General features: G+C 55.7%; 16 protein-coding genes and 1 tRNA gene. 11 read left to right on the top strand and 6 right to left on the bottom strand.

Features of this window, described 5'->3' with window-relative positions:
* Window positions 1-2: 2 nt before the first annotated feature.
* From ACQUTP_RS20015 to ACQUTP_RS20005, 3 genes are read left to right on the top strand one after another with little or no spacing between them, the layout of a single operon-like run.
* Complete coding sequence (locus tag ACQUTP_RS20015; protein ID WP_196557808.1) at window positions 3-1,223, top strand: restriction endonuclease subunit S; 1,221 nt, start codon at window positions 3-5, stop codon at window positions 1,221-1,223.
* A 9-nt stretch (window positions 1,224-1,232) separates the two neighbouring features.
* Window positions 1,233-2,612: a Shedu immune nuclease family protein gene (locus ACQUTP_RS20010; protein ID WP_196557806.1), complete on the top strand. Its 1,380-nt coding sequence runs from the start codon at window positions 1,233-1,235 to the stop codon at window positions 2,610-2,612.
* Window positions 2,609-4,627: an ATP-binding protein gene (locus ACQUTP_RS20005; protein WP_196557803.1), complete on the top strand. Its 2,019-nt coding sequence runs from the start codon at window positions 2,609-2,611 to the stop codon at window positions 4,625-4,627. The genes ACQUTP_RS20010 and ACQUTP_RS20005 overlap by 4 nt, the downstream gene beginning before the upstream one ends.
* A gap of 390 nt (window positions 4,628-5,017) precedes the next feature.
* Here ACQUTP_RS20005 and ACQUTP_RS20000 read toward each other — a convergent pair whose 3' ends face one another.
* Window positions 5,018-6,304 carry a tyrosine-type recombinase/integrase gene (locus ACQUTP_RS20000; protein ID WP_048294082.1) on the bottom strand — a complete coding sequence of 429 codons (1,287 nt, stop codon included), beginning with the start codon at window positions 6,302-6,304 and terminating at the stop codon, window positions 5,018-5,020.
* Between the two features lie 198 nt (window positions 6,305-6,502).
* Window positions 6,503-6,587 (bottom strand) — tRNA-Leu (locus tag ACQUTP_RS19995).
* A 612-nt stretch (window positions 6,588-7,199) separates the two neighbouring features.
* Here ACQUTP_RS19995 and ACQUTP_RS19990 point away from each other — a divergent pair.
* From ACQUTP_RS19990 to ACQUTP_RS19955, 8 genes are all read left to right on the top strand, one after another.
* Window positions 7,200-7,880 (top strand): carbonic anhydrase, encoded by a 681-nt coding sequence (locus ACQUTP_RS19990; RefSeq protein WP_222690159.1) that lies wholly within the window; start codon window positions 7,200-7,202, stop codon window positions 7,878-7,880.
* Window positions 7,877-9,346 carry a SulP family inorganic anion transporter gene (locus tag ACQUTP_RS19985; protein WP_428902423.1) on the top strand — a complete coding sequence of 490 codons (1,470 nt, stop codon included), beginning with the start codon at window positions 7,877-7,879 and terminating at the stop codon, window positions 9,344-9,346. Before ACQUTP_RS19990 ends, ACQUTP_RS19985 begins: the two co-directional genes overlap by 4 nt.
* A gap of 111 nt (window positions 9,347-9,457) precedes the next feature.
* Window positions 9,458-10,477 carry an NADPH-dependent aldehyde reductase Ahr gene (gene ahr, locus ACQUTP_RS19980; RefSeq protein WP_048294079.1) on the top strand — a complete coding sequence of 340 codons (1,020 nt, stop codon included), beginning with the start codon at window positions 9,458-9,460 and terminating at the stop codon, window positions 10,475-10,477.
* A gap of 130 nt (window positions 10,478-10,607) precedes the next feature.
* Entirely contained in the window at window positions 10,608-11,492 is an 885-nt protein-coding gene (locus ACQUTP_RS19975) for a carbohydrate ABC transporter permease (protein WP_004146807.1), read from the top strand.
* Entirely contained in the window at window positions 11,482-12,369 is an 888-nt protein-coding gene (locus ACQUTP_RS19970) for a carbohydrate ABC transporter permease (RefSeq protein ID WP_004206543.1), read from the top strand. Before ACQUTP_RS19975 ends, ACQUTP_RS19970 begins: the two co-directional genes overlap by 11 nt.
* Before the next feature lie 10 nt (window positions 12,370-12,379).
* Window positions 12,380-13,204 (top strand): phosphodiesterase, encoded by an 825-nt coding sequence (locus ACQUTP_RS19965; RefSeq protein ID WP_004192335.1) that lies wholly within the window; start codon window positions 12,380-12,382, stop codon window positions 13,202-13,204.
* 5 nt (window positions 13,205-13,209) lie between these two features.
* Window positions 13,210-14,283, top strand: coding sequence for an ABC transporter ATP-binding protein (locus ACQUTP_RS19960; protein WP_428902424.1), 1,074 nt, complete (start codon window positions 13,210-13,212; stop codon window positions 14,281-14,283).
* The gene (locus ACQUTP_RS19955) at window positions 14,276-15,586 is read left to right on the top strand and encodes an ABC transporter substrate-binding protein (RefSeq protein ID WP_102096276.1); all 1,311 of its coding nucleotides are present in this window, start codon (window positions 14,276-14,278) and stop codon (window positions 15,584-15,586) included. The genes ACQUTP_RS19960 and ACQUTP_RS19955 overlap by 8 nt, the downstream gene beginning before the upstream one ends.
* 186 nt (window positions 15,587-15,772) lie before the next feature.
* On the opposite strand, the gene iolE is transcribed toward ACQUTP_RS19955, so the two are convergent.
* The 4 genes from iolE to iolD are packed head-to-tail and all read right to left on the bottom strand — an operon-like array spanning window position 15,773 to window position 20,622.
* Window positions 15,773-16,672, bottom strand: coding sequence for a myo-inosose-2 dehydratase (gene iolE, locus ACQUTP_RS19950; RefSeq protein ID WP_428902425.1), 900 nt, complete (start codon window positions 16,670-16,672; stop codon window positions 15,773-15,775).
* Window positions 16,673-16,695: 23 nt separating this feature from the next.
* Window positions 16,696-17,580 carry a sugar phosphate isomerase/epimerase family protein gene (locus tag ACQUTP_RS19945; protein WP_004152193.1) on the bottom strand — a complete coding sequence of 295 codons (885 nt, stop codon included), beginning with the start codon at window positions 17,578-17,580 and terminating at the stop codon, window positions 16,696-16,698.
* Window positions 17,581-17,621: 41 nt separating this feature from the next.
* The gene (locus tag ACQUTP_RS19940; protein WP_004186740.1) at window positions 17,622-18,635 is read right to left on the bottom strand and encodes a Gfo/Idh/MocA family protein; all 1,014 of its coding nucleotides are present in this window, start codon (window positions 18,633-18,635) and stop codon (window positions 17,622-17,624) included.
* 46 nt (window positions 18,636-18,681) lie between these two features.
* On the bottom strand, window positions 18,682-20,622 hold the full coding sequence (gene iolD, locus ACQUTP_RS19935; protein WP_064795200.1) for a 3D-(3,5/4)-trihydroxycyclohexane-1,2-dione acylhydrolase (decyclizing): 1,941 nt from the start codon (window positions 20,620-20,622) through the stop codon (window positions 18,682-18,684).
* Window positions 20,623-20,678 lie beyond the last annotated feature (56 nt).

Raw genomic sequence — 20,678 nt, 5'->3', positions numbered from 1 at the left:
GCATGAAACAGTTACAATATTCACTGCCTAAAAATTGGTTCTGGAAGACCCTTGATGACGTATCTGAAAAGATTACTGACGGAACCCATCACAGCCCAAAGGTTCAATACTCAGAATGGGAACCAGGCAGATTTAAATACGTCACATCCAAGAATATCAAAAATAATGGAATGAAGCTGGATGATATCTCATATATTGATCAAGACATTCACAATGAAATTTACGCAAGATGCGCCCCTGAAGTTGAAGACCAGTTATTGACAAAAGATGGTGCGATGACTGGAACGTGCTGCCTAAACGAATTAGATGAGCCGTTTTCTCTCTTGTCTAGTGTCGCATTGATCAAGCAAAAACGTTCAGTCATTTTGCCTAAATACTTGAACTATTACCTCCAGTCACATGTTGGGCAGAACTTTCTCTTGGGAGATATTTCTGGTGCAGCAATTACTCGAACGAATATTAAAAAACTAAAGAGCACTCCAGTTCCAGTAGCTCCAATTTCAGAACAAAAATTCATCGTCGAGAAACTTGATGCACTTCTCACCCGGATCGATGCAACCATTGAGCATTTGCAAGGAAGCATCACACTGGCTGATACTCTGTTGAAAAGCTCTTTGAATTCAATGCTGACCCCACGTGAGAATTGGGAGTGGGTTAGAATGAATGATGTTTGCCAGATTACCTCAAAACTATGTGACCCAAGGGAAGAACAGTACTTAGATATGTTCCATATTGGTGGGGCTAACATCACACAGTTTAGCGGCTCACTAATAAATGTAAAAACAGCAAAAGAAGAGCAACTGATTTCAGGAAAATTTCCTTTTGATACAAGTATGGTTTTGTATAGCAAGATCCGACCTTATTTAATGAAAGTCGCTAGACCAATGATATCAGGTATTTGTAGTGCAGATATTTATCCGCTCACACCTGTTAGGGAAAAGATGACGAGAGATTTTTTGTTCTATCTTCTGCTATCTGAACAATTTACTCAATATGCAATAGAAGGCTCCAGTCGAGCCGGAATGCCAAAAGTCAACCGCAACCATTTATTTAGCTTTGCGTTCCATTTGCCGTCATTAGATGAACAAGTATCTATATGTGAATCTCTTGATGGTTTAGTTGAGAAAACTAACGAAGCAAGTAATGAACTAGAGGGCAAATTGGCTTATTTAAAAAGCTTAAAAGCATCAATTCTAGATTCTGCTTTCAAAGGCGAGTTCTAAGGAGAGAATATGGCCAAGCTATTACCTGAATATTTCAGACCTGAAGATCTGAATATTGAGATTGAAGAAGTATTCCCAAACTGCACGGAAGTATTCTATCTTCCGAGTATAAGTGAGCTTGAAGAAGCAGGAATAGATTCGGTTGATCCCAGTAAGTATAAAAGAAAGATTGCTCTATTTAGCGGTCAGGATGGATTTATCTCGGTTTTCCCCATATATACTCTAGCTACCCATCCTAATTACTTGAGCCAGAAGTATGACCAAATAAATGAAATTGGTATCGAAGTTAACCTTGACTCTGCACCCTATACAAAGGGCGAGGTATCTGAATGTTTACAATTTCTACCAGCAGGTTTTATCAAAGACATTCGCTATGGCCTAGGATTGACAAAAGAATATCGTGCGATAATTTCAGCTATTGAAGAGCATACGGATCACCAATGCCTTCTGATTAATATGGCGGAAACGGGCGATACTGATGATGAATGTTTTGTTCTTAATTTAAATGATTATGATGAAATGCGCCGTGCTTGTAACCGCATTACAGAAAGAGCAAGGAAAGTTGCCCGTATTACAAAAGCAACAGCCGCTTACAACCATATCGCCCATCGTTTGGGAAACGAACAAAAACGATTGCCTACAGATAATGACACCATTAGCAAGATGCTTCGGATCAAGATAACGGATACTGATAAACAAGCAGCTATGAGCCTAGTCACGGAAGACAAATCAGTGGTAAAACAAACTGACTCACTCACCTTGGCCAAGTTGAAAAATGATATCGAGTTGGTCTCATTAGAGCGTTTGATTGATTCTTATGAAGGCTTGCTAAACACAAAAACTAAAGAAGATACCTGGCAGAAACTATTTAATCAGAACCCATTTATCTTGAGTCTTGCCTTCGGCTACCCGGCAATAAAAATATCAGACCAAGCAAGTGTTGGCGGCAAACGCTTGACGGGGGATGGCGAAAAAATAACGGACTATCTAATAAAAAATGGTATCACGAACAACTTAGCTTTAATTGAAATTAAAAAACCTTCTTCCGCCTTACTGAACAAAACGCCCTATCGAGGCTCAGTATACTCCGCTTCCACAGAACTTACAGGCTCTGTAACACAAATACTCGATCAGTGTTATCAGCTTCAGCAAAATATCGCTATGATTAAAAATAACAATCGAATTTATGACATTGAATCATATGCTATTCACTGTATTTTAGTAATTGGTAAGATACCGAGTGATGAAGACGAGAAGAAGTCTTTTGAGATGTACCGACGTAATTCGAAGAACGTACAAATCACCACATTTGATGAGCTCTTACTCAAGTTAAAGCAACTGCACAAGTTTCTCGATAATAGCGATGACAATGAGGAGGCTGCGCCGTGAGCCTACAAACAAATTTAAAAGGCCGCTTACGAAATACTTCATTACCTAAGAGTCACGGCCTAATGCCAGTATTTGAGGCGGTGGTAAACTCCATTCATTCTATTGAGGAGACTAATAACACCACTGATGGAAAGATTGTTCTTCGCATTAATCGCACCACTCAAGGCAGTCTAGATTTAGACGCAAAATCACAATCACCAATCATCGGCTTCACTATAATTGATAATGGCTGTGGTTTTGACGAAGCCAACTTTAAGTCATTTGAAACCCTAGATTCTGACCACAAAATTGATAAGGGGTGCAGGGGTGTTGGCCGCCTGATGTGGCTCAAAGTGTTTGGTCTGGTCGAAGTGGAAAGCCACTTTTTTGATGTTGATGGTGAGCTTAAAAAACGCATATTCCGCTTCGACGATAAATCGGGAGTCCACGGTGAAAAGGTTTTAGAAGCCACATACCAAAAACCTGGCACTATTATAAAACTGCTTGATTTTGATGAAAACTTTCGAAAGCAGGTTCCTGCAAAAGGCCAGTCCATAGCCAATCAGTTGCTGGAACATGTTCTATGGTATTTCGTACGACAAGGAAGCGCACCTAAGATACTTCTAGAAGACGCGGACGAAGTGTTTGACCTAGATCTTTTGCTCCAAGAGCATATGCATGCCAGCGCCTTTCTCGAAACAATAAAAATTCGTGGCCACCAGTTCGAATTAACTCATATCAAATTTCGTGCATCCGTTAATAAAAAACACCAACTGGCACTCTGCGCAGCTAATCGGCTGGTTAAAGAAGAGTCCATTCAAGGAAAAATTCCTGGACTGTACGGGAAAATTTCTGACGTTTCCGGTGAGTTTACTTATACATGCTACATATCCTCCGACTACCTGAACCAACATGTGCGTAGTGAGCGTACCTCGTTTGATATTGCTGAAGATGTTGAGGACATGCTCAACGAAGTAAGCTTTAAAGACATTAGAGAAGCCGTGTTGATTCGTACCAAAGAGTACCTGCAAGATGTTCTGGCAGAAAACGTGTCGGCTGGCCGCAGACGAGTGGATGATTTTATCAACAATCATGCTCCACGCTATCGCCCCATTGCCAATTATGTTGCAGAAGAATTTTTGATCGTTGACCCAGAAAAATCAGACAAAGAGCTGGAGTTACATCTGCATGCTCAGTGGTATGAGGTGGAGCGTCAGTTGGTGAGCGAAGGCCATGACATCATGCTGCCTCAGAATAAGGAGCATGTAGAAGAATATAAAGAACGGTTAGGCGACTACCTACGCAAAGCAGGAGACATTAAAAAATCAGATCTTGCCAATTACGTTTCACACCGCAAGGTTATTATCGACCTGTTACAAAAATCTATTGAGCGACTAGAGGACGGAAAGTACGCCCGTGAAGATATGATTCACGAACTAATCATGCCTATGCGCAAGGATTCCGTCGAGGTTTTCCTAGACTCTTGTAACCTTTGGCTAATTGATGAGCGCTTGGCATTTCATAACTATTTGGCTTCTGATAAAACGCTCAATTCTACGCCAATCACTGGTAATGAATCAACCAAAGAGCCAGACTTACTCAGCCTAAGAGTATTTGATAATCCACTTCTTGTTAACGACCAGATCAGCTTTCCACTTGCCGCCATCACAGTTATCGAAATTAAACGCCCCATGCGTAATGATATGCGAGAAGGTGAAGATAAAGACCCTATTGATCAGGCTCTCAGTTATTTAGAGCGGATACGCGAGGGTAAAGTAACTACAAAATCCGGTCGCCCAATTCCGGGAAATAATGATATACCGGGATATTGTTATGTACTTTGTGACCTTACTGAATCCATGCACCGGCGCTGTCGTCGAGCCAATCTGCGGATCACATCTGATGGAATGGGCTATTTCGGTTATAACGAACCTTCCCATGCCTATATTGAAGTGATTAGTTTTGATCAATTAGTAAAAGCGGCTAGAGAGCGTAACCGGGCATTTTTCGACAAGCTTGGATTGCCTTCCGCTTAGGATTGGTAAGGGGGAGTCAGCAATAGAATTTACTGTGTTGCTAATGCCAGGCCGCACTGGTGGTACAGGATTACAAACTCTTGCATCTTGCTTTATCGAAACAAGAGCCCTTCAGCAATCGATATTTTGAAGCAGTAGCGTTGAAAAACTGAATTATTCCATTTTTCACAGTTAGATTTTGGCCTGAATTATCAATTGTTCTAAAAAATGACTTCATGTCTGAGCCACACCGCATATGACCACAAGCTACTGTAATAAAATAATAAAAAGTGAGGTAAGGATCGATATCGCACAATATCGATCTTTATCAATCCCAGGATCAAAAGACGCTTAGCCATCTTTACGGCCAGGCGTCCTTTTATTTAGCTTCCCAACTTTAAGAAGTAAATTTTACAGAGCGGAACTATCGCTCTGTCGATTCACTCTATCAATCTTCGAAAAATCAAACGGACTAACCCCCTTCTCCCGATTAGCATCCAGATAATCCGCCCACCACTGCAGCATCAGTCTCCTCTCTCCCAGATGTTCCGCCTTATGGATATAGGCCGCACGCACAGAGTTACGTTCCTGATGACTCATCTGACGCTCTACGGCATCCCTCGACCATAGACCCGATTCAATCAATGAACTACAAGCCATCGTCCTGAATCCATGCCCACAGACCTCCGTTTTCGTGTCATAACCCATCACTCTCAGCGCCTTATTCACCGTGTTCTCACTCATGGGCTTACGCGGATTGTGATCGCCAACGAAGATCAGCTCTCGGTTCCCATTCATGCTTTTGATCTTTTCCAAAATAGCTAAGGCCTGCCGTGATAAGGGTACAAGATGGGGAGTTCGCATCTTCGAACCACGCTGAGAATGCTTGACTCCTTCCAGAAGCTCACGCTCTCCTGGTATCGTCCACATAGCAGTTTCAAAATCCACTTCTGACCAACGGGCAAATCGCAGCTCGCTCGAGCGGATAAAGACTAACAAGGTAAGTTCGACAGCAAGTCGGGTTAACGGTCTGCCAGAGTAGTGATCAATGCGATTAAGTAGTTCAGGAATGCGATTAAGCTCAAGTGCAGCGCGATGCTGTCTTTTCGCCGTAGCAACTGCACCGGCAATTTCTTGTGCAGGGTTGTAGCCGATTAAACCACTCTGCACAGCAAACCGCATAATGGCAGTAGTACGTTGCTGTAAACGGGCGGCGACTTCGAGTCGTCCGGATGATTCCACAGCTTTGATGGGTACAAGAAGATCCCGAGTCTTCAGTTCCGCAATGTTCCGCTTTCCGATAGCATCAAAGAGATTATCTTCCAGGCTTTTCAACACACGAGCGCTATGTGATGCAGACCACTTCTGATTGCTGGCGTGCCAGTTTCTGGCAACCACTTCAAATGTTATCGCCTCTTGCTCCTGCTCTACCTTAACGACTTTCTTGTTCTCACTAGGATCGACGCCATTCGCTAATAGCTTACGGGCCTCATCCCTGCGAGCCCGTGCATCCGCCAGCGAGACTTCGGGGTATTTCCCCAGCGCCAGCATCTTCTCTTTGCCGCCGAAGCGATAACGAAGTCGCCAGTATTTAGAACCGTTAGGGTGAACCAGCAAAACCATGCCTTCACCATCAGTAAGTTTATAGGCTTTTGCTTCAGGCTTTGCCGAACGAACCTTTACATCACTCAGTGCCATGATGAGTATCCTTTCAAGGGTTCTGTGTGGGTACAAACATTATCGAACCAGGATATACCCGCAGTTGTACCCGCATCAGTAAGTTGATGTAGATTGAATCAGGTTGACGTAGGTTGAGTTAAAAAGCGAGGAAAGCCTTGCAGATACTGGATTTCAGGCACAAAAAAAGACGTCCGTTGACGTCTATTGATGTTCCGATGGTGCCGAAGGCCGGACTCGAACCGGCACGTATTTCTACGGTTGATTTTGAATCAACTGCGTCTACCGATTTCGCCACTTCGGCACTGAAGGGGATGCGGAAACGTTCTGGATTATACCTGTCGGCGGCGGTCATGCAAGCGACAGCGTGTCGCCATTGCGCTAAGTGTTGAAAAAAACAGCGCTATCCTGCGCGACGTCACCTTTTACGACCGTTCCGGAGCGCCAATGCCACCAGCAACCCTCCTCTCACAACCCCCGCAACCCCAGCACCACCTGCCAGCCACTCCCCTTTCCCCTTGCCCCCCCAAACTTCACTCGAAGTCATCTCTATTTTTTCTCACACCATTCTCACCCGAATCACTCAACCCAACTCAACACAACCCAACACAACCCAACGTTCCCCATCCATCCCCAATATCCAATCCCTCAATATTCCCCCTAACCCCACCCAACGCCATTCCTATATATTCCAGAAAGTTTTAGCCAATACCTTTTTGTTATTCACTCGCCCCACAGTCAAATATCAATTTCATCAATATTTTTATAACTTTACATTAATGAAAAGTTTTCTTTTTGCCGTTTATTCCAGGATTTTCCTCAGGCGTGAAGGGTTCCGGTAAACACTATTTTTACTAGTCGCTGTACGAGTCTTGATGGACATATTCACTCGATGAATTAACTCAGGAGAATACTTGTGACGACGTTAAAACCTTTGCTGGCCCGCAACCGCAGCTGGGCGCTGCAGAAGTGTCAGCATGATCCGGACTATTTCGAAAAATGGGTCGACGGGCAGCGGCCCCACTCACTGTGGATCGGCTGCTCCGACAGCCGCGTTCCCGCCGAGGTGCTCACCGGCAGCCAGCCCGGCGAGCTCTTTGTCCACCGCAATATCGCCAACATGCTCGACCCCACCGACGACAACGTCATGAGCGTCCTGCAGTATGCCCTCCACTACCTTGAGGTGGAGCGGGTGGTGCTCTGCGGCCACTACGGCTGCGGCGGCGTGCAGGCGGCGCTCTCTCTGCCCACTCTGCCGCTGGCGCAGGAATCCTCGGCGCTGGCTCGCCGCATCGGCCAGCTGCGCCACACCCTGCATCATGAAATGGTGCAGATCGCCGATGGATGTGGTGTTGCGGCCTCCTCCGGCGCCAGCGCCAGCGCCAGCACCGATTCGGAGCGCTCTCGCCATGCGCTGGACGCCCTGGTGGAAGCCAACGTTCGCGCCCAGTTCGCCCGTCTGCTGGAGAGTGAGCCGGTGCAGACGGTGCTCGCCAGCGGGCGGCCGCTCAGCCTGCACGGCTGCGTCTACGATCTGGCTTCCGGCCATTTAACCACCCTCGTCGAACACCTCTCACCGCAGGAGCACGCCCCATGAACACGCTTCGTCAGGACTCTCTCGCCGGCATCGTCGTCTTCCTTGTCGCCCTGCCGCTGTGCCTCGGCATCGCCCAGGCCAGCGGCTTACCGCCCTTCGTCGGCCTGCTGACCGGCATCATCGGCGGCCTGGTCGTCACCGCCCTCAGCCCCTCCCGCTTCGCCGTCAGCGGCCCCGCCGCCGGACTGGTCACCATCGTCGTCGCCGCCATTGAATCCCTGGGTTCCTTCTCCGTCTTGCTGATGGCGCTGGTGCTGGCCGGCGCGCTGCAGCTGCTGTTCGGCATCCTGCGGGCCGGGCGCTTTATCTCGCTGGTTCCCGCCAGCGTCATCAAAGGTATGCTGGCGGCGATCGGCATCCTGCTGATTATGCAGCAGATCCCTGTCGCGCTCGGCACGGCGGAAGAGACCGGGCTTGCCGATGTGGTTCAGGGCAATGCCGCTTTCTCCGTCACTGCGATTGCCGTCGCCGCGGGCGGCCTTCTGGTGCTTTGGCTGTGGGGCTCGCCGCTTATCCGCCGGGTGAAGAGCCTGCGCTGGATCCCCGGGCCGCTGATCGCCGTCCTGCTCGGCTGCGTGACCACCCTGCTGCTGACCCATTTTGCGCCGCAGCAGCTGGCCGCCCTGCCGCGTATTACCCTGCCGGCGTTCGGCAGCCTCGGCGAGCTGCTGGGCGAGCTGGAGTCTCCGGCGTGGAGCGCGTGGCGCAATCCGTCGGTGTGGGTGGTGGCGGTGACCCTGGCGCTGGTCGCCAGCCTCGAAACCCTGCTCAGCCAGGAGGCGCTGAAAAAGCTGCGCCCGCAAAATCCGCCGCCTTCGCCGAACCGTGAAATGGTCGCCCAGGGCGTGGGCAATCTGCTCTCCGGCGTTCTGGGGGCGATGCCGATCACCGCAGTGATCGTCCGCAGCTCGGTGAACGTCAGCAACGGCGCGCAGAGCAAACTGTCGATCTTTATCCATGGCGTGCTGCTGTTGATCTGCGGCCTGTGGTTCAGCGGCCTGCTGACCTTAATCCCGCTCGCCAGCCTCGCCGCCGTGCTGCTGTATACCGGCTATAAGCTGGCGACGCCGCGGCTGTTCATCGAGCAGTTCCGCCAGGGGGCGGCGCAGTACGTCCCGTTCCTCGCCACCATCGGCGGGATTATCGCCTTCGGCATGCTGGCGGGGATCGGGATTGGTCTTGCCACCCAGATGGCGTTCAGCCTCTGGCGCAGCCATCGCCACTCGCTGCAGCTGGCGCGCTACGATGACCACTACGTGCTGCGCATCCAGCAAAATCTGACCTTTATGCACAATCCGCATCTGCTGGCCCTGCTGGCGAAAATTCCGGAAAAGAGTGTGGTGATCGTCGAGCACGACAGCGTCGGCTATCTGGACCCGGACGTGCGGGCGGTGCTGGATGATTTTGCCGAGAACGCGCCGCAGCGCGGCATCCGCCTTAATCAGTGGCCGCTCGCCAGCCGCTGACCTTAACGGGCGGCTGGTCCGCCCGCTTCGCGACCCCTCCGATTGCCAAGCGCCGTGGAATGCCATGCTCTACACTTTCTGGGTTATCACGCCAACCCCAAGGAAATGAACATGAGCATCATTAAAAGCTACGCCGCCAAAGAAGCGGGCGCCGATCTGTCGCTGTGGGAGTATGATGCCGGCGAGCTGCAGCCGGAAGATGTCGAAGTTGAGGTGGAATACTGCGGGATCTGCCATTCGGACCTGTCGATGATCGACAACGAATGGGGGATGTCGAGCTACCCGCTGGTAGCCGGTCACGAGGTGATTGGCCGGGTGGCGGCGCTGGGCAGCGCGGCGCAGGATAAAGGGCTGAAGATTGGCCAGAAGGTCGGCATCGGCTGGACGGCGCGCAGCTGCGGTCATTGCGACGCCTGCATCAGCGGCAACCAGATCAACTGTCTGGAAGGCTCGGTGCCGACCATTCTCAACCGCGGCGGCTTCGCCAATAAGCTGCGCGCCGACTGGCAGTGGGTGATCCCCCTGCCGGAGAGCATCGATCTGGCGTCCGCCGGCCCGATGCTGTGCGGCGGCATCACCGTCTTTAAACCGCTGCTGACCCACCACGTCACCGCCACCAGCCGCGTCGGGGTGATCGGCATCGGCGGCCTCGGCCATATCGCCATTAAGCTGCTGCGGGCGATGGGCGCGGAAGTGACCGCCTTCAGCTCCAACCCGGCCAAAGAGCAGGAAGTGCTGGCGATGGGCGCCGATCGCGTGGTCAACAGCCGCGATCCGGAAGTCTTAAAAGCGCTGGCCGGTCAGTTTGACCTGATCATCAACACCGTGGCGGTGGATCTCGACTGGCAGCCGTACTTCGAAGCCCTTGCTTACGGCGGCAACTTCCATACCGTCGGCGCGGTGATGAAGCCGTTCCCGGTGCCGGCCTTTACCCTTATCGGCGGCGACCGCAGCATCTCCGGCTCGGCGACCGGCAACCCGTCCGAACTGCGCACGCTGATGAAGTTCGCCGGGCGCAGCAAAGTGGCCCCGACCACCGAGCTGTTCCCGATGTCGCAGATTAACGAAGCGCTGAAGCACGTTCGCGAAGGCAAAGCCCGCTACCGCGCGGTGCTGAAAGCCGACTTCTGATGGTTCTCTCCCGCCGGGCGGCCCGCTCGCCCGGCGTTTTCCCCGTCGCTTCATCAAACCGTCATCTCCCCGCCATGCCTCTGTAGTCATTGCTTCCCACAATCCGGGCTTCGATAAATGGCTGAACGAGATGCGCGTCACCATGAGAAAGACCTGGCTTCCCTGGCTGATCCTGTCGCCTTCCCTGCTGTTTTTACTGCTGTTTACCTGGTTCCCGCTGGGGCGTTCGGTGTATGACAGCCTGTTTGATACCCGCATGGCCAGCGACGGCGCACAGTACGTCGGGCTGGATAACTTCGCCCGCCTGTTTGCCGATAACGTCTTCTGGCAGTCGCTGGGCAATAACCTGCTCTATATCCTGCTGACGGTGGTGCCCGGGGTGACCCTCGCCCTGCTGCTGGCGGTGGCGCTGAGCGAGAACCATCGCGTCAACCGCTGGCTGCGCACCGCCTTTTTCTTCCCGATGATTATCCCGATGGTCAGCGCCGCCGCGCTGTGGCTGTTTATCTTTATGCCCGGCCTCGGCCTGCTCGATCACTATCTGGCGAAGCTGTTCGGGCCGATGAACAACAACTGGCTGGGGCGCAGCAACAGCGCGCTGCTGGCCCTGGCGCTGATCGGCGTGTGGAAGTTCGCCGGCTATTACATGCTGTTTTTCCTCGCCGGGCTGCAGAGCATTCCGGCCTCGACGCGGGAAGCGGCGCTGATGGAAGGGGCTACCCGCACGCAGGTCTTTTTTAAGGTCACGCTACCGCTGCTGCGCCCGACGCTGAGCTTTGTGATCACCACCGCGCTGATCTACTCCATCACCCAGATCGACCACGTGGCGGTGATGACCCGCGGCGGGCCCGACAACGCCACCACCGTGCTGCTCTATTACATTCAGAATCTCGCCTGGGATACCCACGACCTTGGCAAAGCCTCCGCCGCCACCTTCCTGACCCTGGCCGGGCTGTTCGCCTTCTCGCTGATTAACCTGAAACTGCTGGAGAAAGGAGCCCACTATGAGCGCTGACATCTCGCCGCTGCTGGTCCGCACACCCGCCGCTGCGCGTCCGCTGTGGCTGCGCCTGCGCCGCTCGTCGCCCTTTACGCTTACAGTATTAATGTGCTGCCTGGCGCTGCTGTGGATCAGCCCGTTTATCTGGATGCTGGCCACCTCGTTCAGCGCCACCACCTTCGGGGAAGATATGGCCTCGCTGCTGCCGCGCCTGCCGCTGACCCTCGATAACTTCCGCGACGCCTGGAACAGCGCCGACTGGCTGAGCCTGTACGCCAACACCCTTATCTTCACCTTCGGCACCTTCTGCGTGCAGCTGTTGACCATCACCACCGCCGGGTACGTCTTCGCCTGCCACGAGTTTCGCGGCAAGCAGACGTTGTTTCTTCTGTTCCTGGTGCAGTTGATGATCATGCCGGTGGTGATGATGGTGCCGAACATGCTGACCCTGAAAACCTTCGGCCTGCTCAACACCCTCACCGGGGTGATGATGCCCTATTTCACCTCGGCGTTCGGCGTGTTCCTGATGCGTCAGGCGTTCCTCGCCATCCCGAAAGAGCTGGAGGAGGCGGCGCTGATGGAGGGCTGCCGCTGGTGGCAGGTGCTGTTCCGCGTGCTGCTGCCGATGTCCTGGCCGTCGGTGCTGGCCTTCGCCACCGTCAGCATTACCTACCACTGGAACGAGTACCTGTGGCCGCTGATGATGCTCAACGATCCCGATAAGCAGGTGCTGACCGTCGGGCTGGTCTCCTTCGCCATGGGCGCCGAATCCGGCGGCCAGTGGGGCACCATCGGCGCCGGGACGCTGATGGTCTGCCTGCCGCTGATGCTGGCGTTCATTCTTTTTCAGAAACAGTTCCTGCGGAGCTTCGGCTTCTCCGGGATCAAATAAGGAGTGATTCATGCTGTTAGCACACATTTCCGATACCCATTTCCGCAGCCGCGGCGAGAAGCTGTACGGCTTTATCGACGTCAACGCCGCCAACGCCGATGTGGTCTCGCAGCTTAACGCGCTGCGCGAGCGCCCGGACGCGGTGGTGGTGAGCGGGGATATCGTCAACTGCGGCCGCCCGGAGGAGTATCAGGTGGCCCGCCAGATCCTCGGCAGCCTGAACTATCCGCTGTATCTGATCCCCGGCAACCACGACGACAAAGCCCATTTTCTGGAGCATCTTCACCCGCTGTGCCCGCAGCTGGGCAACGATCCGCAAAATATGCGCTATGCGGTGGATGATTTCGCCACCCGCCTGCTGTTTATCGACTCCAGCCGCGCCGGCACCTCGAAGGGCTGGCTGACCGACGAGACCATCGGTTGGCTGGAAGCCCAGCTGTTCGAGGGCGGCGACAAACCGGCGACTATCTTTATGCACCACCCGCCTCTGCCGCTGGGCAATGCGCAGATGGACCCGATCGCCTGCGAAAACGGCCACCGTCTGCTGGCGCTGGTGGAGCGTTTCCCGTCGCTGACGCGCATCTTCTGCGGCCATAACCACAGCCTGACCATGACCCAGTATCGCCAGGCGCTGATCTCCACCATTCCCGGCACCGTCCACCAGGTGCCGTACTGCCACGAAGATACCCGGCCCTATTACGACCTCTCCCCGGCTTCGTGCCTGATGCACCGCCAGGTCGGCGAGCAGTGGGTGAGCTACCAGCACTCACTGGCCCACTACGCCGGGCCGTGGCTGTACGACGAAAACATCAGTTGCCCAACGGAAGAGCGCTAACCGCCATGCTCAGTCTGCAAAACATCAGTAAACGTTTCGACGGCAAGCCGGCGCTCAGCGCCCTGTCGCTGGATATTCACGAAGGCGAATTCGTGGTGCTGGTCGGCCCGTCGGGCTGCGGGAAAAGCACCCTGCTGCGCCTGCTTGCCGGCCTGGAGCCGGTCAGCGAAGGCCAAATCTGGCTGCATGATGAGAACATCACCGCCGCCACGCCGCGCGAGCGCAACTTCGCGATGATCTTCCAGAACTATGCCCTGTTTCCGCATCTGTCGGTGCGCGACAACATCACCTTCGGCATGCAGGTGCGCAAGGAAGAGAAAAGCAGCTGGCAGCCGCGGGTGGACAAAGTGGCGCAGATGCTGCAGCTGGAGGCGCTGCTTGACCGCAAACCGGCGAAGCTCTCCGGCGGCCAGCGCCAGCGGGTGGCGATGGCCCGGGCGATTGTGCGTAATCCGCGGCTGTTCCTGATGGACGAGCCGCTCTCCAACCTCGACGCCCGCCTGCGCAGCGAAGTGCGCGACAGCATTATGGCCCTCCACCAGCAGCTGAAAACCAGCACCATCTATGTGACCCACGACCAGACCGAGGCGATGTCGATGGCCGACCGCATCGTGGTGATGAACGGCGGCCACGTGCAGCAGGTCGGGCGCCCGGAGTATCTCTACGCCAACCCGGCCAACCTGTTCGTCGCCGGATTTATAGGCTCGCCGGCGATGAACCTCCTGTCGCTACCCTGCGCCAACGGTGAAGTACTGTTGGGAGAACAGCGCCATCCGCTGCCACCGCGCCACCGGGATCAGACCCGCGTCTGGCTGGGCATTCGCCCGGAACATATTACCGACCGCGTGGAGGAGGGCCATCTGCGCCTGCCGACCACCGTTCTGCAACGAGAACTGATGGGGGCCGACTACCTGCTCCACGTCAGCACCCCGATCGGCACCCTGCGCTTTAGCCGCCGCCACCGCGGCACGGTGCCGGAGAAAGGCGAGTCGCTACCGATCGGCTTTTCGCCTGCCGATGTGCATCTTTTTCATGCTGAGACCCAGCATAATTTATTGATGGAGTGTAATCATGTTTAAACCTTTTACGGTAGTCGCGGTTGGCCTCAGTCTTGCCCTGAGCGGCGCGGCGCTGGCAAAAGAGAAAATAGACTTCATGTTCCCGGCGCCGGTGGACGGCAAGCTGACCATGGAGATGACCCGCGTCATTAAGCAATTCAACGACTCGCAGCAGGATGTCGAAGTACGCGGCATCTTCACCGGCAACTACGACACCACCAAGATCAAAGCCGAATCGGCGCAGAAGGCCGGGCAGCCGCCGGCGCTGGTGATCATGTCCGCCAACTTCACCACCGATCTGGCGCTGAAGGATGAGATCCTGCCGATGGATGAGCTGTTTAAATATGGCGATCAAAAGGCTGGCGATTTTCTGCAAAAGGAATTCTGGCCCGCGATGCATAAGAACGCCCAGGTGATGGGCACCACCTATGCGATCCCGTTCCATAACTCGACGCCGATCCTCTACTACAACAAGACGATGTTCGATCGGGCCGGGATCAAACAGCCGCCGCAGACCTGGGCCGAGCTGCTGGCTGATGCCAAAAAGCTGACCGACGAGAGCAAAGGCCAGTGGGGGATCATGCTGCCGTCGACCAACGACGACTACGGCGGCTGGATCTTCTCGGCGCTGGTGCGCGCCAACGGCGGGAAATACTTTAACGAAGACTATCCGGGCGAGGTCTATTACAACTCGCCGACCGCCATCGGCGCCCTGCGCTTCTGGCAGGATCTGATTTACAAGGACAAGGTAATGCCGTCCGGGGTGCTGAACTCGAAGCAGATCAGCGCCGCGTTCTTCTCCGGTAAGCTCGGGATGGCGATGCTCAGCACTGGCGCGCTGGGCTTTATGCGCGAGAACAGCAAAGACTTTGAGCTTGGGGTGGCGATGCTGCCGGCCAAAGAGCAGCGCGCGGTGCCGATCGGCGGCGCCAGCCTGGTGAGCTTTAAAGGCATCAGCGATGCGCAGAAGAAAGCGGCGTATCAGTTCCTGACCTATCTGGTGAGCCCCGACGTGAACGGCGCATGGAGCCGCTTTACCGGCTACTTCTCGCCGCGCAAGGCGTCATACGATACGCCGGAGATGAAGGCCTATCTGCAGCAGGATCCGCGGGCGGCGATCGCCCTTGAGCAGCTTAAGTACGCCCATCCGTGGTACTCCACCTGGGAGACCGTAGCGGTGCGTAAGGCGATGGAGAACCAGCTGGCGGCGGTGGTTAACGATGCCAAAGTGACGCCGGAAGCGGCGGTTCAGGCGGCGCAGAAGGAAGCCGACGCGCTGATGAAACCTTATGTGGATAAGACCGCGCTGGCGGAAGTGAAGTGACGCTTTACCCGTCATCGTCACCCTCACCCAGGCCCTCTCCCTGAGGGAGAGGGGACGGTACGGCGCTGTGGTTAAGCCCTGGGCCCGGGAGAGGGAACTGTCCGGCGCCGTGGTTGAGCCCTGGGTCCGGTTGAGGAAGGAAAAAAAGCAGGCCATACCCGGTATGGCCTGAAAATGTCACAACGATTAGATCCCTGCCGTTTCGCGGATATATTTGCGCGCTTTGACGGCGTATTCGAAAGGATTGGCCAGAGCAGGATCCTGCTCTGCTTCCACCACCATCCAGCCTTTATAGCCAAAGTCGTCCAGCAGCTTGAAAACCGGACGGAAATCGATCACCCCGTCGCCCGGGACGGTGAAGGTGCCTTTTTTCACGCCGTCGAGGAACGACAGGCCGTCGCGGCGCACCTGGTCGATCACCGGCGGACGGACGTCTTTCAGGTGAACGTGGTTGATGCGCGGCAGATACTTTTTGAGGATCGCCAGCATCGGCGCTTCGCCGCCTTCGGAATACCAGGCGTGGCCGGTATCGAACAGCAGGAAGACGCGCTCGTCCACCAGCGACATAAACTTGTCGATTTCCGCGGTGGTCTGAATGCCGGTGCCCATGTGGTGGTGCAGACAGACCTGCATCCCCTTCTCCGCCGCCAGGCGACCGAGGGTGTTGTAGCCTTCCGCCACCCGCTGCGACTCCTCTTCGCTGAAGCACGGCTTCGCATCGCCGAGGATCGGTTTATCCAGCCCCTGGATGCTGCCGCTCTGCTCGGAGCAGCCAATCACTTTCGCGCCCATCGCATGCAGGAAGTTCATGTGATTGACGAATTCATCAATGGTTTTTTCCCGCTGGCCGTTGGCGAAAAAGGTGCTGAACCAGGCGTTGCAGATCTGAATGCCGCGGATATCCAGCATCGGCTTGAGGACCGCCGGGTCGCGCGGATATTTGCTGCCGACTTCGCTGCCGGTAAAGCCGGCCAGCGCCATTTCGCTGACGATCTGCTGGAAGGTGTTTTCGCTGCCGAGCTCCGGCATATCATCGTTAGTCCAGCCGATCGGGGCGATAGCCAGTTTGACGTTATCTTTGTTCATAGTAGGGCTCCTGCCGCTGCGCCTTAACGGCGCAGCAATTCACGTTCAATGAGTTCACGGGTTTCCACTGCCTGGTATTTCATTTTTTCCGGGTAGCCAAACAGCGAGGTGGCGACAATCGGCTCCCCGCCGACCTTGAAGGTCTGCTCGGCGAATTTCATTTCGCGCAGGGTGCGGAACAGCGCGTCGAAATCCACATCCCCTTCCCCGACGCCTACGTGCTGGTGCACCACGGCATCCACGCCCGGCGGGTTAACGATATAGCGGCAATGTTTCGTATGATTGCGGGTATCCGCAATCAGGACATGGGAGAGATCGCTCCCGGCATAGCGCAGCATGCTCGCCACATCGCCGACGCCTTTGTCGTAGAAAAAGGTGTGCGGCACGCTGTAGACGTACTTCACGTTATCGCTGCGGAACGACTTCACGATATCGACGGTTTCATTGTTCTCTTCGCAGAAATCCCAGGGATGCGCCTGGATCTCCACGCGAATGCCTTCCCGCTCAAAAATCGGCAACAGCTCTTCCATCGAGCGATAGAACATTTCATCGCAGATCTCAGGCTGATTCGGATCGCCGGAGAACTCGGTGTTGATCACCTGAACGCCCATCTCCACCGCAATTTCCACCAGCCGTTTCCAGTTTTTCACCGCCGCCTGACGGCGCAGTTCGTCCGGGCCGGACCAGCGGTAGACGCAGATAAACGACGACAGCTCAAGGCCGGTATCGCGCAGCGCCTGCTTGTACTCCGCCATGATCTCCCGGCTGGCGCGCGGGTGCTTGTAGAACGGGTTAATCTGCGGGTGCGGCGACTGTTCAATGTACTTGTAGCCCCACTCCGCTACCTGATGGACCATGCGGGTGATCCCGAGGTCCTTAATGACATCCACATCAAAGGCAATTTTCATCGTCGTTACCTGTGCAAAGAAGTTCCGTCAGCAAAACGTGCTTAACGTTTGTAGAATGCCGGGCACTCGGGCAGCGTCACTTCAACCGGCTCGCTGGTTCCCTGCGCTTTAATGCAGGCGTCCGCCGCCACCGACGCCGCGTAGCCGTCCCAAGCCGACGGGCCGTGCAGCTGGCCGGCTTTGACGTCGTTGATAAAGGCCTGCAGCTCGACGTCGTAGGCTTTGATAAAGCGGTCTTTCCAGTCGGTCAGAATGGCGGTCGACAGGCTGGCGGACTTGCGCATCTGGACGGCAGACGGCTCCGGCAGACGGGCAATCCCGGTCTCGCCGACCACTTCGCACTGGATGTCATACCCGTACTGGCAGTTCACGAACACCTCGACGTCGATCAGGGTGCCTTTTTTGGTTTCAAAGGAGACGATCTGCGGATCTTTCAGACGCGCGTGGGTGTGCGAGGTGGAGCGCGGGAAGCGCACCTGCACGGAACGGTAGTCATCGTTCAGCAGCCAGCGCAGCACGTCCAGCTCGTGGATCAGGGTGTTGGTGATCGCCATATCGGTGGTGTAGTTCTCGCCGACCGACTGGTTGCGGTGGGCGCAGCGCAGCATCAGCGGCGCGCCGATATCGCCATCGTCGATCACTTTTTTCAGCGCCAGATAGCCTTCGTCGTATGGGCGCATAAAGCCAACCTGCACCAGGCGACGGCCGGCCTTCATTTCAGCATCGACGATGCGGCGGCAGCCTTCCGCGGTCATCGCCAGCGGTTTTTCGCAGAACACTGGCTTACCGGCGGCGATGGCGGCCAGGGTGTACTCTTCGTGGGTCGGGTCCCACGAAGTGACCAGGATGGCATCGACATCGCTGGCGTTAATCACGTCGTGGCCGTCGGCGTAGACTTCCGCCTGCACGCCCGGCAGCGCGACCGCCGCACGGGCGTTGTCGGCATTGATATCAGACACCGCCACAACGGTGGCGCCCTGCAGAACCTGGGTGCAGCGACGGATGTGTTCTTTACCGATAGCGCCAGCGCCGATGACACCTAATTTGAGCGACATAATGGTTTTCTCCGTAAGTCTGTAGGATTCAGGGTGGATGTTCGTTTTAGTAATCACGCGCCTGGGCGCGTTTTTCATTAATCATTTGCGCAACTTTGCGGATCCGCTCAGAGAGCGCCGTCTGGGCGACCCCAACGTTCCACCAGCTGCCGTATTTGTGCACCATGGTCTTCGGCAGCACTTTAATATCAATCAGGGTGCTGACCGTTTCGCGACGGGCGGCGTCCAGCGCGTGGCGCAGTTCGTCCAGGGTGGTGACGCGCCAGGTTTTGCAGCCGTAGCCGGCGGCGATGGTGGCGAAGTCCACCGGCACCAGGCCGCCCTGCAGCTGGCCGGTTTCCGGCTGGCGGTAGCGGAACTCGGTGCCGAAGCTGTCCATCCCGTGCTCCATCTGCAGGTTGTTGATGCAGCCGTTGGCCATGTTATCGAACAGCACGACGTTGATCTTCGCCCGCTCCTGCAGGGAGGTGACCAGTTCAGAGTGAAGCATCATGAACGAGCCATCGCCGACCAGGGAGTAGACTTCGCTCTGCGGCTGCGCCAGCTTCACGCCCAGCGCGGCGTTGACCTCATATCCCATGCAGGAGTAGCCGTACTCCACGTGGTAGGTGTTTTCCGCGCGGTTGCGCCAGACGCGCTGCAGATCGCCAGGCAGGCTGCCCGCCGCCGCGACGATCACCGCCTCGGCCGGCAGCGTTTCATTCAGTACCCCAAGGACGCTGCTCTGGGTCAGGGTGGAGTCGGTGATCTGGCGGAATTCGCGATACACTGATTCGCGATCGAGATGATCGTCGATCTCCGGGACAAAGGATTTTTCCTGCCACACCGCCTGGTAGACGCGCTGGGTCTCTTTTAACTGACGGCTCTGCACGCTCTCGATCTGCGCGCCCCAGCCGGCCTGCCAGCCGCTGTCCGCCAGCGCCGCGTCGAGGGCGGTCATCGCTTCCCGGGCGTCCGCCAGCATGGCAATGCCGTCCAGCTTCCAGGCGTCGAAGTTGCTGACGTTAATATTCAGGAAACGCACCTCCGGGTGCTGGAAAATCCATTTCGAGGCGGTGGTAAAATCGCTGAAACGGGTGCCAACGCCGATCACCAGGTCGGCCTCTTTCGCCAGCAGGTTCGCCGCCAGACAGCCCGTCTCGCCGACGCCGCCGACGTTCAGGGGGTGAGAAGAGACCACCGTCCCCTTCCCGGCCTGGGTTTCGGCAAAGGGCACCCCGTAGCGCTCGGCGAAACGGGACAGCGCTTCGCCCGCGCCGGAGTATTTCACCCCGCCGCCGCAGACGATCAGCGGTTTACGACTGGCTTTGATGGCCGCCACGGCGTCCGCCAGCTGCGCGGCGCTGGCCGGGCGGCGGTCGAGACGGTGCACCCGGCGCGCAAAGAAGGATTCCGGGTAGTCCCAGGCTTCGCCCTGCACGTCCTGCGGCAGGCACAGCGTCACCGCGCCGGTTTCCGCCGGGTCGGTCAGGACGCGCATGGCGTTGATGCAGGCGCTCATTAGCTGTTCCGGGCGGGTAATGCGGTCCCAGTATTTGCTGACCGCGCGGAAGGCGTCATTGGTGCTGATGCTGAGATCGTAGCTCTGTTCAATCTGCTGGAGCACCGGGTCCGGCTGGCGGGTGGCGAAGACATCGCCCGGCAGCAGCAGCAGCGGAATGCGGTTGGCGCTGGCGGTGCCGGCGGCGGTGATCATGTTGGCCGCCCCCGGACCGATGGAGGAGGTGCAGGCGATAATCTGCCGGCGCAAGGCCTGGCGGGCAAAACCGGTGGCCACGTGGGCCATCCCCTGCTCGTTGCGCCCCTGATAGACGCGCATGTCGCCGCTGTCCTGCTCCAGCGCCTGCCCCAGCCCCAGGACGTTGCCATGGCCGAATATCGCGAAAATGCCTTTCACGAACTTCAGCTCTACACCATCCACTTCCAGGTACTGGTTATCGAGGAACTTCACCAGCGCCTGCGCCGTTGTCAGTCTCAGTTTGCCCATGATGCACAATCCTTATTGTTCAGTATTTGTGTGTGGCGTCGCGCCGATGCCGCCGG

The organism is Klebsiella sp. 2-CIP_Kleb., assembly GCF_050378715.1.
GTDB classification, from domain to species: Bacteria; Pseudomonadota; Gammaproteobacteria; order Enterobacterales; family Enterobacteriaceae; genus Klebsiella; species Klebsiella quasipneumoniae.
Note: the sequence above shows the minus strand (reverse complement) of the source record. Positions and strands in the feature narration are given on the sequence as shown.

Excerpts from the sequence above, each read along its gene's own strand:
- ACQUTP_RS20015 (WP_196557808.1), top strand. The coding sequence starts at position 3 with ATGAAACAGTTACAATATTCACTGCCTAAAAATTGGTTCTGGAAGACC.
- ACQUTP_RS20010 (WP_196557806.1), top strand. The coding sequence starts at position 1,233 with ATGGCCAAGCTATTACCTGAATATTTCAGACCTGAAGATCTGAATATT.
- ACQUTP_RS20000 (WP_048294082.1), bottom strand. The coding sequence starts at position 6,304 with ATGGCACTGAGTGATGTAAAGGTTCGTTCGGCAAAGCCTGAAGCAAAA.
- ACQUTP_RS19985 (WP_428902423.1), top strand. The coding sequence starts at position 7,877 with ATGAACACGCTTCGTCAGGACTCTCTCGCCGGCATCGTCGTCTTCCTT.
- ahr (WP_048294079.1), top strand. The coding sequence starts at position 9,458 with ATGAGCATCATTAAAAGCTACGCCGCCAAAGAAGCGGGCGCCGATCTG.
- ACQUTP_RS19975 (WP_004146807.1), top strand. The coding sequence starts at position 10,608 with ATGCGCGTCACCATGAGAAAGACCTGGCTTCCCTGGCTGATCCTGTCG.
- ACQUTP_RS19970 (WP_004206543.1), top strand. The coding sequence starts at position 11,482 with ATGAGCGCTGACATCTCGCCGCTGCTGGTCCGCACACCCGCCGCTGCG.
- ACQUTP_RS19965 (WP_004192335.1), top strand. The coding sequence starts at position 12,380 with ATGCTGTTAGCACACATTTCCGATACCCATTTCCGCAGCCGCGGCGAG.
- ACQUTP_RS19960 (WP_428902424.1), top strand. The coding sequence starts at position 13,210 with ATGCTCAGTCTGCAAAACATCAGTAAACGTTTCGACGGCAAGCCGGCG.
- ACQUTP_RS19955 (WP_102096276.1), top strand. The coding sequence starts at position 14,276 with ATGTTTAAACCTTTTACGGTAGTCGCGGTTGGCCTCAGTCTTGCCCTG.
- iolE (WP_428902425.1), bottom strand. The coding sequence starts at position 16,672 with ATGAACAAAGATAACGTCAAACTGGCTATCGCCCCGATCGGCTGGACT.
- ACQUTP_RS19945 (WP_004152193.1), bottom strand. The coding sequence starts at position 17,580 with ATGAAAATTGCCTTTGATGTGGATGTCATTAAGGACCTCGGGATCACC.
- ACQUTP_RS19940 (WP_004186740.1), bottom strand. The coding sequence starts at position 18,635 with ATGTCGCTCAAATTAGGTGTCATCGGCGCTGGCGCTATCGGTAAAGAA.
- iolD (WP_064795200.1), bottom strand. The coding sequence starts at position 20,622 with ATGGGCAAACTGAGACTGACAACGGCGCAGGCGCTGGTGAAGTTCCTC.